Source organism: Mycobacterium noviomagense, from assembly GCF_010731635.1.
Lineage (GTDB): Bacteria > Actinomycetota > Actinomycetes > Mycobacteriales > Mycobacteriaceae > Mycobacterium > Mycobacterium noviomagense.
Genome location: NZ_AP022583.1, coordinates 2,218,831 through 2,234,056, shown reverse-complemented (window position 1 = coordinate 2,234,056; position 15,226 = coordinate 2,218,831). Strand labels below are relative to the sequence as shown.

Sequence of the window (15,226 nt, the reverse complement as noted above, 5' to 3'; positions counted from 1 at the left end):
ATGACACCAACAAACCGCGGCACCACGCCGTCTCACGAAGAACAAACCACCCGGCTAGGCGTAGTAACCGAAGAGAAATCACCGCTGACCGTCTGGCTCGGATCGGCGATGTACACGTTTCCCACCGACCGTGACGTCACAGTGGGCCGCGACCGCGACTGTGACATCTGTCTGCACGACGGCGACCGCGCCGAGCTTGGCCTGATATCGCGCATGCACGCGATACTGCGATTCGACGGCGCGCAGTGGGTCGTGGTCGACAAAAGCCAGAACGGGGTTTTCGTCGACGGTGTGCGCGCCCCGATGGTGCCGATCGGCAACCGCCGGCGAATCACGCTCGGCAGCCCGCGTGGGCCGCAGCTGACCTTTCGCGCCGCGACATCGGCTGCGTCATTCGAGCCGCGCAATCCCCCAACGCTGGAACGCATGCCGAGCAGCCGAAGCCGGACCGACAGCGCCAACAAGACCCGGCTTACCCCGCCGCCGATTTCACCGCCGCGTGTGCGGATCCCACCGCCGCCGCGACCGGGCCGCCCGCAGCCGAGTCGCCGCGAACGCATCGGCGACACGATGCGCTTGTTGCTGCCGCCGCGCACCGGCTCCGCGCCGCGCGGGTCGAAGACTGTCGGCCGCTTCACAAACAACGACGTCGTGGTCGACGACGCGCTGGCATCGCGCGTGCACGCGATGCTCGTTCCCACCCCGGCCGGTATCGAGATCCGCGACAACAACAGCAGCAACGGCACGTTCGTCAACGGCGCCCGCATCCGGAGCGCAGTGCTGCGGGAGGGCGACGTCGTCACCATCGGCAACACCGACCTCGTGGCGGTGGGCAACACGCTGGTACCGCGCACCGCGCATGCGCGCACCAGCGGACTCACCGCCCACGGGCTGGGCTTGAGCATCGACGGACACACGCTGTTGACCGATGTGTCGTTCACCGCGCGGCCCGGGACGCTCACGGCGGTCATCGGACCATCCGGTGCGGGTAAATCGACCTTGGTCAAGCTGATTGGCGGCACGACGGCGCCGAGCGCCGGAGTGGTCAGCTTCGACGGGCACGACGTGCACGCCGAATACGCGTCGATGCGCTCCCGCATCGGGATGGTGCCCCAAGACGACGTCGTGCACCGCCAATTGACCGTTGAGCAGGCGCTGAACTACGCCGCGGAACTGCGGCTGCCTCCGGACACCTCGGCTGCTGACCGTCGTCAGGTCGTCGCCCGGGTGCTCGACGAGCTGGAGCTGACGCCGCACCGAAAGACACGCGTGGACAAGCTTTCCGGCGGTCAGCGCAAGCGTGCGTCGGTGGCCATGGAGCTGTTGACCGGTCCGTCGCTGCTGATCCTCGACGAACCGACCTCGGGCCTGGACCCGGCGCTGGACCGGCAGGTGATGACGATGCTGCGCCGGCTGGCCGACGCCGGTCGGGTGGTTATCGTGGTCACCCATTCGCTGACCTACGTGAACATGTGCGACCAGATCCTGCTGCTGGCACCCGGCGGCAAGACCGCCTTCGCCGACCCGCCCCAGCAGATCGGTCCGGCAATGGGAACCACCGACTGGGCCGACATCTTCGCCCGCGTCAGCACCGACCCCGACGGTGTGCACCGAGCATTTATGGCGCGGCATCCCGCTGCCCCGCGCCAGCCGTCGACGACCGAGGGCGCAGTGCCGCTGGGCACTCCGCCGCATACCAGCCTATGGCGGCAGGTGTCGACGATCGCACGCCGTCAGATGCGGCTCATCAGGGCCGACCGCGGCTATTTCGCGTTCCTGGCCGTGTTGCCGTTCGTTCTCGGCGCGCTGTTGCTGGCAGTTCCGGGGAACACCGGTCTGGGGGTGGCCAATCCCCGTGGAGCCCAACCCAATGAGCCCAGCGACATCCTGATCCTGCTCAACGTCGCGGCGGTGTTCATGGGAACCGCGTTGACCATTCGCGACCTGGTCGGTGAACGCATGATCTTCAAACGCGAACAGGCCGTGGGCCTTTCGGCGTCGGCTTATCTGCTGGCCAAGGTGCTGATCTACAGCCTTGCGGCGTTGATCCAAACCGCGATCCTGACAACGATTTTGGTTGTCGGGAGGGGCGCCCCGACCCGAGGCGCAGTGTTGTTGGGCAACGGTGTCGCCGAGCTGTACGCGACACTGGCGGCCACCGCCATCACGTCGGCCATGGTGGGGCTGGCGTTGTCGTCGCTGGCGCGCTCCACCGAACAGATTCTGCCCATGCTGGTCGTGGCGATCATGGTGTCAATGGTGTTGGCCGGCGGGTTGATCCCGGTGACCGGCCGGATCGGGCTGTCGCAGGCGTCGTGGCTGCTGCCCGCGAGGTGGGGTTTAGCGGCGTCGGCATCGACGGTGGACCTGCGCCACATAGAGGTGGACGTGCCAGCCGACCGGCTGTGGCTGCATGCGCCGCGCTATTGGCTTTTGGATATGGGGATGCTGGCGGCACTGGGACTGGTGGCAACTGTGTTTGTCCGCTTCAGGCTCCGCCTGCCGGCGCGCGGCCATGCTCGCTAAGCCGCTGGCGGCGGTTGGGGTGAATTGACGGGGTGGCAACCCGGAGTAGCGTTACTGCAGCTTCGGAAGGGGTCACGATGTTCATCGACACTGGGTTGCTGCATTCGGGAGCCGATGATTCCCACCGCGCTGGCGGGCATGCCGGTGACGGCGCCGCTCACCTGGCGGGCACGTCTGCGGTGGCGGGGATGTTCGGCGACTTCCCGGCGGCGCACGAGTTCCACGAGGCGGTCAGTCAGGCACACACTCACCACACTACGAAACTGCGGGCCCACCAACAGACCCTCAGCGACGTCGCCAACAAGGCCCGTACCGCTGCTACGGCGTTCACCGATATGGAGGACCGCAATACGGTGAAGTTGGACGCGGTGCGGTGGAACTCCGCTACATAAGCGTCCCGCTGCTCATCGCCGCGGCCCGTGGCGACCCGTGGCAGGTGGATGCCAGCTCCCAAAGCGGCTGTGCTGCGATGTTCTGTGGCACAACGTTTCTGGCACCAAACCGCTAAGGAATGTGTCGTCGCTCCCTTAATGGCAGTTTCGGATAGGGATAGGGATAGTCGTCGACACCGTGTCACCGCGGCGCGCCGTGGCCGATCCGTACATGGCGGGAGGCATATCGATGTTGGGGTTCGTAACCCGTTACGGGACGTCACCGCTCGGCGAATTATTCGTCGTGTTCGCCGGACCGCTTGAATGCCTCGGAGCGGTCAGCCAACTCCGCACCCACCACGACGAGACGGCGAGCTCACCGAATACCCGTAGCATCAACGGCCAGGTCGGTACGGCTGAGTGGGCGTCCACCGATATCACGAACGCCAGAAGTAGATGCTGGACGCGGTGAGGTGCAACTTCAACACATAGATCTCGGAAAGCTGATCGCCGCAGCCGGCGGCGACCCGTGGGCAATCAACCACAGCCTTCAAGCCGGCCGCCCGGCACAGATTTCCGATCTGGCGGAGGCGTTTCGCAACGCGGGTCAATCGACCGCCGAGTCCGATCGCGCATTCGCGGATGCCCGCCGCCGGTTTGAGTCGTCCTGGAATCGGGAGGGCTGCCAGCATCCGATCAACGACTCTGCGGAGGTGCAGCGAGTTACCCAGTCGCTTGGGGCGCAGGCCGCCCAGTTGCCCAAGATCGCTGTTGATTTGGAAAACGTCGCCGCCACGCTAGCGGAGGCGCAGCGAACCTGCGGGGTGCTGATTTCGACTCTCGACGACCGACTAAAAACGCTCGACGACTGGATCGGCCAAGCAGAAGAACTCATCAACTACGATGCGTACCTGCTTGCCGAAGCCGACGACCCCGACGACATCGCCGATCTTGAAGACGACATATCGAGGCTCGAACAATACATCGCCGACTGTGAGCAGGAAGCCATCGGCGACACGGCGTCCACCCTGGCCCAGCTGCAGTCAATCCGCGCCGGTTACTCCGACTACCTGCAGCGGGCGTCGGCCAGCCTGCGCACTGACGGATACGACCCGACTGCGATCCAAGCAGTCGACGCGGAAGAGACCAAAAATCAAGACCCTGGGAACATTCCACCATCTGGGCTAGAGGCCAGCGAACTAGCCGACATCAGACGGGTCACGAATCAGGCCGTCGTCGATCAGATGGCCAAGGTGCGAGCCGCGCAGAAGGCCATCGATGACGCACTGGCCACCGCCTACACCAAAGGCCAAGGCTCGCCCGAGGGACAGGCCGCTTTGGCGAGTCTGCCCCAGCTCAAGAAAAACCTCGCCGATGCCCTGAACACCCTCGGCAATCTGCCCGATTACAACAACGTCGACCCGTCGGCGATGCGCTCCAGCCCCGACGGCCATTTCCTGTTCGGCTACACCGCCGACGGGCAGCCAGTACAGGTCACCGGCCAGCTTAAGAACGGCACCGGCGAAATCTTCGACCAGGGCACGGGTACCTACTACACCTTCAAGGACGGAAAGCTTGTAGGCACTCGCACGCTCGACCCCGGCCGCGCCCAAGCCACCGATGAACCGCTTCTAACCGCCGTCACCCTGGCGGTTGGAGCGCCCGAACTCAAGGCAGGTGGCGAGGCCGCCTGGCAAGGCCTGAAGACCCTTTTCACCCGCGAAGGACTCGCCTCTAGCGCTGGTATCACGTCAGACAACGTTTTGCCCCGAGCCTTCGCCGCGGCCGAGACCAGGGCAGCAGGTGCTGCGCAAAACCTTGCCGAGCAAGCTTCGATGCCGCACTCTCCGGTCGCCCCTACCGCCGAGCACCCGGGTCCGTTAACTGCAGCCGAGCATCCCGCTTCACCGCCGACGCACGAACCGGCACTGCCGGGCGCCGGCCCGGAGGTTCCCCACCCGCCCGGTCAGGTCCCACAACCTTTACCGCACGATTCGCCGCTATTCGAGGGATACCATCCCGTCGAGCCGGGTCCAGAATTCACCGCCGCCGACGGTAGCCTCATCTACCCGGACGACAGTATTGCGAGCAAGCCCTACGCCATAGCTGGCACTGTCATCCCCGATGCTCACCTACCGGCGGGGACAGAGCTGGGCCGCTTCGGCTATCCGGGCGGTGCCTACCTGGCTCCGGAAGGAACTCCCTTCGCCCAGCTCTCACTTCCGCCAGAAAGCGCGCTCAAACCCTATTTCAAATACGTCGTCAACGACCCCAACGCGCTTCCTCCTGGCTGGCGTATAGAACAGTCCCAAGCAGCACCATGGTTTCATCAACCTGGTGGAGCCACTCAGTATCGAATAATCGACGAATTCGGGAACAGTGGTAGCGTCGAAGAGCTGGTCAGGTGGGGATTTCTTAGGAGGACCAACTAGTGGTGGATTTTGCTCGGTTGTCGATGCACTGGTACCAGTGGGCACCTGCAATGGGCGGCGGCAATATTTCTGTCTCGACGGACTGTAGTGACTGCCGAATCCTCTTCAGATCGTCTGACTATTCTGTTCATCTCCGCAATGATGAAACTTGGTGGATAGTGGACACTGTAAACGACCGCGGACAGCGGCGGAATGGCGCCGCTAAGCTATCGAGTTTCGATCTCACGGAGAAGTACCTTATCTGGGACTGGGCAACGACCGCGTGTCAAAGCCTTGCATCTGGGTCATTAGGCGTCGAACTTGCCAGGCGCGGATACGCGCGTGATATCAGAGTTTCTCAGGCCGAGGGAGGCCATGAGATTTGTTCGAATGATGATTGCGCCATACTATCTGTCGTTAACGCCACTATTTTCAGTCATCTGATGACTAAATCGGTTGAGGAGATTGAGCAGATGATACGGGAGGGCCTCAAATAGTCCATCGATGTTGTGCGAATAGGCTAGAAAATAGAAGCGGATCAAGGCTCGGCATTCCCGCATACATAGACGACACAAGCCTCCACCTGTGGCCATGCGGTGCGTTGCAGACCGCGAATTGTTATCTAACGATTAAGTACACCCTGCATTTGAGGTCCCTGATGTCGCTTCGCCCGGCATGTTCGTCTCGAAACACCGTCCGACCACGCGCTCAAAAGGCATTCTGCAATAAGCCTCGGCAATATTTCACACGGTTAGCGCGGGACATTTTATAGACCCGAAGGCGCCGGCGTCTCGGCAACAGCTAGGGGAGCCACACTGACCGCCATGGATTCAGGAACATATTGACGCCACGCAATGCCGAACTAGCTGCCACGAGAGACGTGACTACCGTGATCGCGAAGGAGCGATACGATCAAGTCCATGTCGCAGTTGCCGCCCCCGCCATCTGCACGACCTCCGGGCCCATCGGCAGTGCCACCGCCATGGCCACCCATAGGGCCGCCAACGGCACGGCAGCCATCGCAGTGGGTGAAGCGCATTCTGCTCGTGACCGCACTCGCGGTAATTGGTGGCATCGCGATCGGCGCCTGGTTTCGTCCAACGCCGGGCAATAAACCACCTCCTGCTCCGGCGGCGCCAACCTTTACAAGTCAGGAAGTCAGCGAGGCGAAAGCAAATGTATGTGCGGCCTACCAGAAAGTGCACCATGCAAACGAATTGGGCAGATCACTGTACTTAGGCGACGATCAGGTCGCGAAACAGACAGTAGCCGTGGGGGGATGGCTGGCACTCGATAGTGGCAGCAGGTATCTAACGACAGCCCTGGTTGATGAGCCCGCAACTCCCCCCGATCTCGCCCAGGCGGTTCGCAAACTCGCGAATGTGTACCAGTTGCTTGCGGTCGATTACATGGCTGACGTTAGCCATCCCGAAATCGACTCCGCACGACAAACAGAGAAAACTGTGTCGGCGTCGATCGAACGGATGTGCGCATGAGTGATTTTCCACAAGGCAAATGGGATTTGCTGCTCGTCGGCCCTCAGTGGCCCTACGACACTGCACTGGCAGCCATGGGCGTCGGTGCAGATAACCGTTCGAACGTCGAAACGGGATACAACCATCTTGCGGACAACTTGTTCAAAGCTCGCACAGGTGCGCTGCCCGAGCAAAAGGGCATAACGGCGGACGATACGCGTGAGAAGCTCCAGCAAGGAGAAAACCACGCTCGCGAAGTAGCCTCAAAAAATGGTGCCAAGAAGGACATGTATAACACCGCGCGCGACAATGCCGAGAGCCTCCAATCCGAATTGCGTGAACTGGCGGCACATGGCAATAAGCAGATAGAAGACATCGAGACGTCGAAAGAGCCGGCGGCGACGAAGCTTGCAAAAATTGTGGGTGTGGTCGCCGACAGCCAACGGCAAGCGAATCAGGCTGCAGCAAAGTACGGCGCCAACGTGATCGACGCGATGCAGAGTGTTCTAAACCAGGAGGGCGGCCAGTCGGCGTACGTGTTTGCCAAATCCCATGGCATAGATCTCCAGAGCCTGTACCCACAGCCAGACGAAAATACCATTCAACGGCAAGTGCAGAGCATGCTGGGCCAACCCAGCTCACCTACATCTACCTCTGACAATTATTTAAGACAGCCCGGACAGGCCGCACCCTCACCACCACTCGCACCAGCTACTGGCACCCCTGCAAGTACACCTGACAATTACTCCAGGCAGCCCGGACAAGCCGCGCCTGCCGCGCCACTCCCGCCAGCAACCGGCGGAATTCCAAGTACCCCTGACACTTATCTAAGACAGCCCGGACAGCCACCCGCGGCGCCGCCCGTGCCGAGAGCGCCTGTCCCGTCCGCTGCGCCATCGTTCTCCGCCACGGGTAGCCCGTCGCTGCCAAGCACTGCATCGGTACCTTCTACTCCAACATCGCTCCCGGGCACTCCGCTCACCACGGCACAGGGCCCTCCCCAAGGGTTGACTCCGGCCAGTTTGATGCACAGTTTCGACCAGGGCCTGCAAGCAGGTGCACCGGGGTCGTTGGCCGAGAGCGCAATGCCTCCCGCTCCAACAGCACCAGCGGAGGCTCAGGCACCACCGACCGCGCCGACCACGCCGACGGCAGCAGTCAACGCGCCGGTGCACGCGCCCATGTATGACACGCCTCCGCCGGTCCAACATGCAGCAGCGCCAGAAGCTCCGCCGCCCACGCCGATGGTGGCCGGCCCGGCGATGGCCCCTGCCCCACCTCCGCCCACCCCGGGTCCGTTGCCCGCCTACGGTGCCGACCTGCGGCCTGCGGCTGCAGCAGCCCCTGCGACACCTGCACCATCGCCTACCCCGCCGTCACCCGCGGCCGCAGCACCGGGATCGGCACCGGTCCACCCAACAGGCGCACAAACCAACATTGGTCAATCCGCTGTGGTGAGGCAACCAACCACACCGTCGACATCGGCGGGATCATCGTCTTCGTCGAGCCTGGGCGCTCAAACCGTCGCTGCCACCGCGGCCGGCGCCGTCGCGGGCGCTTCGTCGGCCGAGGCGACCGCGCGGTCCCGGCTGCAGCGGCTTGTGGACTTTGTGGCGCGCCAGGAACCACGGCTGGCCTGGGCCGCTGGCGAACGCCCGGATGGCACAACGGTATTAGTGACCGATCTGGCGAACGGTTGGATACCACCCGACGTCGAACTGCCCGCCGCTGTCAGCTTGCTCGAGCCGGCGCGCCGCCGCGGCGGAATCGAATCCCTGCTGGGCGAGGTGAGCGTCGTCGCCAGCTACAGTCCTATCCACTCTTTGCCCGCCCAAGGCGACGAGCCGGTTCCCACCTCGCCGCGGCCGCGGCACGCACCGGAAATCGAAGAACTGGGCTGGGAACTTAACCAAGCAACTCATTGGCGCGACGGCTTGCCCCGGCTCGCCCACACGTTGGCTATCGCCGCCTTCAGAGGCACCGGCGTTGTCGAGAAGGAAGTAGAGGTGCTCCACGAAGAGTTGGCGAAATTGAGTGCCAAGGTGCTTGAAAGCTACCCCGATCGTGTCAATCACGAGCAAATCGGCAATTGGCAATTGATGGCCGCCATCGACGCGCTGGTAGTCGGCGACAAAACGGTCGCCAACTACCACCTGGCCTGGTTTCTGGCCTGCCATACCGGAGCGACGAAGAGCATCGCTCGATGACCGATATGGACTTGGGCGCCTTGCTGGCCGCCGCTGCCGCCGACCCTCGACCAGCCACCTCTACGCCCGACGACGTCCCAGGCGGGGATTCCCCGGTCGATCAAGCCGTAGCCGGGTACGTCATGGCCGTCAATTTGGTCATGTCAACCGCCGAAGCCGATCAGGATCTCGCCTGGAGATGGCGCCGGAAAATCTACGCAAAAGAAATCGCGCGCTTGCAAGCCGAAGGCGGAACCGTCGACCCGGTGGTCATCGACACCCTGAACCGGGAGAATGCCAGGGCTGAGCTCAACGACCGTTACTACGCTGACCTGAAGAAAATCGCCCAAGCAGGATACGAGCGCATCTTCGAAATAATCGCTCCGCTCACGGAGCATCTAGCCCTACTCACAGCTGCGCCAACGAGGCTGCGGGAAGCCGGAATCAGCCGAACGGAATTGCTCATGCGCGTAGCTAGTGCGGTCGACGAAATCAACGCGCAGACTCAACGTCTCATCGACCAGCACTGCCCAGGAGCCACAGTTGCCGACTTCTTAGCCGCCCGCCGTGTCGACACAACCGTTCCGCTGGACTGAATGCTTTGCCAAATGACTCTCCTTGTGCGAGCGGCCAGCGGAGATTCACCGCTATCTGGTCTTTATCCCGGCAGTTCGGGAGGCGCGGGATGGGCCGTATAACCGCACGATGCTCGATGAATGACTCGCCGTCAGTTGTGGTCACATGCTTAACTGAAGCCAGACACTGTCGACGCCAGCTAGCACAATTAGCGGCTGCTCGCAGGTATCGGCACACGGGTCAAGGGTTACGCGACTGGGGAAGTTACCAGTTCGACTGGTTTCACGGTTGGACCAGCCGGCAGCGGGAGGAGCGGCGCGATGAGCAATGGCGACGACCTACTTTTCGAACTTGAGAAATGGCTGGCCGCGCACGGGTTGAATGTTCCGCCGCCACCGATCACCTCCGACCCGGTGGCCCCGGTACGTTCGTCCTTCGATGCGTTGCTAGCAGCGGTGGGTCTGGCCGCCAACGGAGGCGACCCAGCTGACAACGCCGCTGCGCAGGACGGGCACGCCGAACGCGAAGCGAAGATCGCTGAAGCCACAACCAAATTCCCTGCCAATGAAGAGCAGTCGGCATCGAAACTTGCTGGCGTCGGCGATCCGAACCAGATGCTTCAGATGGTCCAGCAGATGCCGCAGATGGCTACAGGTGCTGCCCAATCAGCCGCTGGTGCCCTAGGCGGTTTAATGAACCCGCTGATGCAGGTCCCGCAACAAATCGCCCAAGTGGGTCAGCAAGCCATGCAGGCAGGCATGGGGGCGCTGCAGCATGGAGCAGGTAGCGGCGCTGCAGCGGCTGAGGCCCTACCGGGTGAGTTGCTTGGCGCTGGCGGCGGACTGGGTGGTGGAGCAGCTGAATTGGCAGGCGCCGCAGGCGGAGCGGGCGGAGCCTTGGGCGGCACCACCCCGACCGCAATGCTTGGGCCGCCGCCTGCTCCGTCAGCCGGAACGGTCCCAATGTCGTCACCTACCCCACCACCCGTGCCGCCAAGCCCTTCCGAGCAGACGGGCGGCCCGCGAGGAGGAATGTCCGGCATGCCGATGGTGCCACCGGGTGCCATGCACGGAGGTGGGGCGACAGGTAACGACGCCAAGGCGGACACCAAACGTGTTGTTCCACCTTCGGTGAAGAATGGTGCACCTGTCCAGGGGCGTATGGTCACGCCGCCATCCGCACCGGAAGTAACAAAGCGCGTCCATGGCAAGCCGGTGGCCGCACGGCGAATCCTTGCCCCCGATGTCAAGCCGGAGGAGGATGCGGACCAAACCCGCTGAGCGTATTGCCGACTCGACGGTTCCTGGATCAGCTGTGCAGTTGTTCAACTCCTATCGGCATTGCGGATTCGGCTTCGGTAGCTCGATCACATCGACCAGAGGCAGTGGGCTATCCGTGACGCCGACGGCGACTCAGGAAACGCCACCACCGGCCATGACAAGTGGACGCCCTGCGGCATTCGATTCAACGCCTCAGCGCGCCAGCCCGCGTGAGCGCTCTCGGTCGAAATGCCAACGCGCACAACAGAAAATACAGATAACCCAACGCCCAGCCGGCAACCACGTCGGAGACGTGGTGCACGTTCAGCGCAACGCGCCCGAATCCGACGGCCACCACAATCAGCACGCCCACTGCCGCGGCAACCACGCGCATCGACCGGCCAAGTATGGGGAACAGCATGGTCAGCAACGCCAAGACGACGGCCATGGCCCCCACTGCGTGCCCGGATGGAAACGAAGACGACGACGCGTGGACCAGCGGCGTCGCCGGCCGTGGACGATGGGCCAGATGCTTGGCGACGTGCGTGATCAGTTCGTTGAATTCGGTAACCGCAACCAAAAACAACGCTTCCCGCACCAGACGCTTGGCCAGCGCGACTACCGCAGCCACCACACCCAGCAGCTCAAACGCGCCCGGGCTGAACACCGTGCACACCACGTCCCAAAAGCGCACCCACAGCGGATGCTTGACACCGACGTCATAGAGAGCCTGCAACGACGACGTGTCGGCCGATCCGAGCCAACCCCAACCATGCCGATAGCCCACCCACATCACGGCATACACCACCGCCGCGAGCACAGCCATGGCAACGGTCACGACCGTCGACCGGAGTGAAGGCATGGCTATACCTCTACCAGGACGACAGCCTTACCTGACCGCCAGCCAAAGCCCGCCGGCCAACGCTTTGTCGGGCACCCGACGTCATACTGGATTGATGGCAGTCTTCGTCCGCAGATTGTTCGGGATCGGCAAGCTGCCCGACGACCTCCGCGAAGAGGTGAAAGCCGAGGGCTTGATCTACCTCGCCGACTACGTCGCCGTGACCCGACGGTTCAGCGGCGCCATCCCCGGTCTGCGCTCGTCGCACAGCGTCGCCAGCTACGTGGGGTCGCTGGTGTTGACGTCGCAACGCGTGCTGGCCACGCTGTCGTCGCTGCCGAAGCTGGCCGGCCCCACGGTCGATGTGCGATGGGACGAGGCGCACGCCGGCCCCGCAACGGCCGAGGTCGCGTCGACCGGTCTGCACGTCGAACTCGACGTCGCACGCGTCGACTCGCGGTTCAGCGGTCATTTGTCGCTGCACTACAAGGCCACCATTCCCGGTGACGTGCTCACCGGGCTGCCGCGCCGCTCGTTGGCGTTCGACGTGCCCCCGGAATACGTGTTCCGGGCGGTCGGTGTGGCCTACAGTCCCTGACGCAGCGAGCCTCGCAGATCCGGCCACGGCGGGCGGCGCAGCACCGCCAGACTGCCGATCACCGCTGCCAGAAGACCGGTGATCACGCCGATCAGCGCTATCCGGTTCACGTCGACGGCTCCCACCCAGGACGTCTTGTCGCCGCGGATGACGAACGCCCCGAGCGGCGTAGCCGTCAAGCCGTCGCCGAAGCGAGCGCCACCACGAATCCGGGCGGCAGGGATGAGGGTGGTGCCGTCCCCCGTCTGGAAAGGCTCGCCGAAGACGCGCCCGACCACGTCATCGGTGGGCAACTGGTCGAAGATGTCTGGGATTTTCATTGCGCCGCTCCCCGTCCGCCGAGTGGGTCTCATCTTGCCGCGCCCTCGGCCTCCCACGCGATAGGCATCGCGGTTTCTACGATGGCCGCATGACCGGTCACGCGTTCAGCCCGCAGGAGCGGGCCGCTGTCTACCGGGTGATCTCTGAACGCCGGGACATGCGCCGGTTCGTGCCCGGCAGCATCGTTCCCGACGACGTGTTATCCCGAGTGCTGCGGTCCGCGCATGCCGCACCCAGTGTGGGGCTGATGCAGCCGTGGCGGTTCATCCGCATCACCGACGACACATTGCGGCGGCGCATCCACGCCCTCGTCGACGAGGAGCGGCTGCTCACCGCTGAGGCGCTGGGACCACGCGCCCAAGAGTTTCTGCGGCTGAAGGTGGAGGGTGTTCTCGACTGCGCAGAACTGTTCGTAGTGGCGCTGTGTGACGGCCGAGATGCCTACGTGTTTGGGCGGCGGACTTTGCCGCAGATGGACCTGGCGTCGGTGTCGTGCGCCATCCAGAACCTGTGGCTATCGGCTCGCTCGGAAGGGCTCGGCATGGGGTGGGTGTCGCTGTTCGACCCGCAGCGGCTGGCCGCACTGCTGTCGATGCCGCCCGACGCTGAACCGGTGGCGATACTGTGCCTTGGCCCCGTGCCCGAATTTCCGGATCGGCCGGCACTGGAACTGGACGGCTGGGCTTTCGCGCGGCCGCTGACGGATTTCGTCTCAGAGAACGGCTGGGGCGTCCCCGCGACCGCGACGCAACCCGAGTAGACCGACGGCCGCTATTGGGCGGCGGCCACCGCGGCCAACGGCGGCTGAGCAGTCGTCTCGACGGAGATCCACGCGGTCGGTGCGAAATGAAGAGTGACCGCGGGACGCGGGAGCTGACTACGCACAACGGTGAGCACGCCATTGCCGCCGATGCTGAATTCGCCGTCCACAGTCAGCGACTCGCCGCTGGCCAGATGCACGACAAACGATGCCACGGCCAACTCCTTCCGCCGAGGTTGTCAACAGTCGCAGGAGGCTCGAAGGTTACGAGACCGCCCTTCTCACCACCGAGCGGCGCCGGGTCGGCGGGCACGCCGGCTCCCCGACCGATAGCAGCGGCCAAGCCGCGCGATGCGACCACAACCTGCGTATTGTCCGACAGCACCTGCCAGCCGCCGAGTACCGATCAGCGTGGTCCTCGATAAAAATCACGGCTGGAAAAAGGGGGCCACAGCGAACCCTAAGGCGCGCCGATGCAAGCTAGGGACGTGACGGCAATCGGCGACCGCGATGCGACGCAGCCCCGGCGCGACAATGTGCTGATCGTGCACTGGCATGACCTGGGACGCTATTTAGGCATTTACGGCCACACCGACGTGTCCAGCCCCCGGTTAGACAGGCTGGCACACGAGGGGATCCTTTTCACCCGCGCCCATGCCACCGCGCCGCTGTGCTCGCCGTCGCGGGGTTCACTGTTCACCGGCCGCTACCCGCACAGCAACGGCCTGGTCGGTTTGGCCCACCACGGCTGGGAGTACCGCTCGGGAGTGCGGACGCTGCCGCAGATTCTGGCCGACTCAGGCTGGTACTCAGCACTTTTCGGAATGCAGCATGAGACATCGTATCCGAGCCGGCTGGGCTTCGACGAGTTCGACGTGTCGAACTCGTACTGCGAGTACGTGATCGACAAGGCGCAGGGTTGGCTGCGCGACCACGACGGCAGCAGCCCGTTCCTGTTGACGGCCGGATTCTTCGAAACGCACCGGCCCTACCCGCATGACCGCTATCAACCGGCCGACGCCGCCGAAGTCAAGCTGCCAGACTACCTGCCCGACACCCCGGAGGTGCGTCAGGATCTGGCAGATTTTTACGGGTCAATCGCCACCGCCGACGCCGCCGTCGGCCAACTGCTGGATACGCTCGCCGACACGGGGCTCGACGCCAACACGTGGGTGGTGTTCTTCACCGATCACGGCCCGGCGTTCCCCCGCGCGAAATCCACGCTCTACGACGCCGGCACCGGCATCGCGATGATCATCCGACCACCGACCCGGCTGGCGGTGGCGCCGCGCGTCTACGACGAGCTGTTCAGCGGGGTCGACCTGGTGCCCACGTTGCTCGAGCTGCTCGGCGTCAACCCGCCCGCCGACGTCGACGGCGTGTCGCACGCGCGAAGCATTCTCGCGACCGACACGCACACCGCGCCGCCACGCGATCACGTGTACACCATGAAGACCTATCACGACTCGTTCGACCCCATTCGTGCAATTCGCACAAAGGATTACAGCTACATCGAGAACTACGCACGCCGGCCGCTGCTGGACCTGCCGTGGGATATCGAAGAAAGCCCGTCCGGGCAAGTGGTCGCACCGCTGGTGGCGGCGTCACGACCCGAGCGTGAACTTTACGATCTGCGCACCGATCCCGCTGAGGCAAACAACCTGCTGACCGACGCCAACCCGGATGGCGCGCAGGCAGTCGCGGCCGATTTAGCTGTGCGCCTTAATGATTGGCGCCAGCAGACCGGCGACGTCATCCCGTCGGAATTTGCCGGAACCCGGATTTCGGAACGCTACACCGAAACCTATATCCAGATCCATCACAGGGCGCCGACCAGCCGCTCGGCGATCGCCGCGGATCGCGGTATCGAGGAAGAGGTCAAACACACCGAGCACTAGTTGC

14 protein-coding genes are annotated in these 15,226 nt (G+C 63.8%); 11 read left to right on the top strand and 3 right to left on the bottom strand.

Annotated elements, in window-relative coordinates; genetic code table 11:
• The 8 genes from G6N15_RS10245 (at position 1) to G6N15_RS10215 (ending at position 10,825) form a co-directional block, all read left to right on the top strand.
• Positions 1-2,526 (top strand): ATP-binding cassette domain-containing protein, encoded by a 2,526-nt coding sequence (locus tag G6N15_RS10245; RefSeq protein WP_083089978.1) that lies wholly within the window; start codon positions 1-3, stop codon positions 2,524-2,526.
• Between the two features lie 77 nt (positions 2,527-2,603).
• Complete coding sequence (locus G6N15_RS10240) at positions 2,604-2,918, top strand: DUF2563 family protein (protein ID WP_083089985.1); 315 nt, start codon at positions 2,604-2,606, stop codon at positions 2,916-2,918.
• Positions 2,900-3,034: a putative alpha/beta hydrolase gene (locus G6N15_RS23790; RefSeq protein ID WP_372506519.1), complete on the top strand. Its 135-nt coding sequence runs from the start codon at positions 2,900-2,902 to the stop codon at positions 3,032-3,034. The genes G6N15_RS10240 and G6N15_RS23790 overlap by 19 nt, the downstream gene beginning before the upstream one ends.
• A 336-nt stretch (positions 3,035-3,370) precedes the next feature.
• On the top strand, positions 3,371-5,329 hold the full coding sequence (locus G6N15_RS10235) for a TNT domain-containing protein (RefSeq protein ID WP_083089980.1): 1,959 nt from the start codon (positions 3,371-3,373) through the stop codon (positions 5,327-5,329).
• 1,007 nt (positions 5,330-6,336) lie between these two features.
• The gene (locus G6N15_RS10230) at positions 6,337-6,804 is read left to right on the top strand and encodes a hypothetical protein (RefSeq protein WP_139798055.1); all 468 of its coding nucleotides are present in this window, start codon (positions 6,337-6,339) and stop codon (positions 6,802-6,804) included.
• The gene (locus G6N15_RS23585; RefSeq protein WP_308203550.1) at positions 6,801-8,990 is read left to right on the top strand and encodes a DUF5632 domain-containing protein; all 2,190 of its coding nucleotides are present in this window, start codon (positions 6,801-6,803) and stop codon (positions 8,988-8,990) included. Before G6N15_RS10230 ends, G6N15_RS23585 begins: the two co-directional genes overlap by 4 nt.
• Complete coding sequence (locus G6N15_RS10220; RefSeq protein ID WP_083089465.1) at positions 8,987-9,565, top strand: hypothetical protein; 579 nt, start codon at positions 8,987-8,989, stop codon at positions 9,563-9,565. Before G6N15_RS23585 ends, G6N15_RS10220 begins: the two co-directional genes overlap by 4 nt.
• A 300-nt stretch (positions 9,566-9,865) precedes the next feature.
• Positions 9,866-10,825 carry a hypothetical protein gene (locus G6N15_RS10215; RefSeq protein WP_163748017.1) on the top strand — a complete coding sequence of 320 codons (960 nt, stop codon included), beginning with the start codon at positions 9,866-9,868 and terminating at the stop codon, positions 10,823-10,825.
• 184 nt (positions 10,826-11,009) lie between these two features.
• Here G6N15_RS10215 and G6N15_RS10210 read toward each other — a convergent pair whose 3' ends face one another.
• A complete protein-coding gene (locus tag G6N15_RS10210) occupies positions 11,010-11,666 on the bottom strand; it encodes a phosphatase PAP2 family protein (RefSeq protein WP_083089467.1) in 657 nt (218 codons plus the stop codon).
• A 94-nt stretch (positions 11,667-11,760) separates the two neighbouring features.
• Here G6N15_RS10210 and G6N15_RS10205 point away from each other — a divergent pair, with 94 nt between their 5' ends.
• A complete protein-coding gene (locus G6N15_RS10205; RefSeq protein WP_083089470.1) occupies positions 11,761-12,243 on the top strand; it encodes a mitochondrial porin family protein in 483 nt (160 codons plus the stop codon).
• Here G6N15_RS10205 and G6N15_RS10200 read toward each other — a convergent pair.
• Positions 12,231-12,563, bottom strand: coding sequence for a hypothetical protein (locus tag G6N15_RS10200; RefSeq protein WP_083089472.1), 333 nt, complete (start codon positions 12,561-12,563; stop codon positions 12,231-12,233). The genes G6N15_RS10205 and G6N15_RS10200 overlap by 13 nt on opposite strands.
• Positions 12,564-12,652: 89 nt before the next feature.
• Here G6N15_RS10200 and bluB point away from each other — a divergent pair, with 89 nt between their 5' ends.
• Complete coding sequence (gene bluB, locus G6N15_RS10195; RefSeq protein WP_083089475.1) at positions 12,653-13,324, top strand: 5,6-dimethylbenzimidazole synthase; 672 nt, start codon at positions 12,653-12,655, stop codon at positions 13,322-13,324.
• 11 nt (positions 13,325-13,335) lie between these two features.
• Here bluB and G6N15_RS10190 read toward each other — a convergent pair whose 3' ends face one another.
• On the bottom strand, positions 13,336-13,539 hold the full coding sequence (locus tag G6N15_RS10190) for a hypothetical protein (RefSeq protein WP_083089477.1): 204 nt from the start codon (positions 13,537-13,539) through the stop codon (positions 13,336-13,338).
• A 282-nt stretch (positions 13,540-13,821) separates the two neighbouring features.
• On the opposite strand from G6N15_RS10190, the gene G6N15_RS10185 reads away from it, so the two are divergent.
• Positions 13,822-15,222 carry a sulfatase family protein gene (locus tag G6N15_RS10185; RefSeq protein WP_232070445.1) on the top strand — a complete coding sequence of 467 codons (1,401 nt, stop codon included), beginning with the start codon at positions 13,822-13,824 and terminating at the stop codon, positions 15,220-15,222.
• The last annotated feature ends 4 nt before the right edge of the window (positions 15,223-15,226 follow it).

Coding starts and splice junctions, on each gene's coding strand:
- G6N15_RS10220 (WP_083089465.1), top strand. CDS start 8,987: ATGACCGATATGGACTTGGGCGCCTTGCTGGCCGCCGCTGCCGCCGAC.
- bluB (WP_083089475.1), top strand. CDS start 12,653: ATGACCGGTCACGCGTTCAGCCCGCAGGAGCGGGCCGCTGTCTACCGG.
- G6N15_RS10240 (WP_083089985.1), top strand. CDS start 2,604: ATGTTCATCGACACTGGGTTGCTGCATTCGGGAGCCGATGATTCCCAC.
- G6N15_RS10210 (WP_083089467.1), bottom strand. CDS start 11,666: ATGCCTTCACTCCGGTCGACGGTCGTGACCGTTGCCATGGCTGTGCTC.
- G6N15_RS10245 (WP_083089978.1), top strand. CDS start 1: ATGACACCAACAAACCGCGGCACCACGCCGTCTCACGAAGAACAAACC.
- G6N15_RS10215 (WP_163748017.1), top strand. CDS start 9,866: ATGAGCAATGGCGACGACCTACTTTTCGAACTTGAGAAATGGCTGGCC.
- G6N15_RS10200 (WP_083089472.1), bottom strand. CDS start 12,563: ATGAAAATCCCAGACATCTTCGACCAGTTGCCCACCGATGACGTGGTC.
- G6N15_RS23585 (WP_308203550.1), top strand. CDS start 6,801: ATGAGTGATTTTCCACAAGGCAAATGGGATTTGCTGCTCGTCGGCCCT.
- G6N15_RS10205 (WP_083089470.1), top strand. CDS start 11,761: ATGGCAGTCTTCGTCCGCAGATTGTTCGGGATCGGCAAGCTGCCCGAC.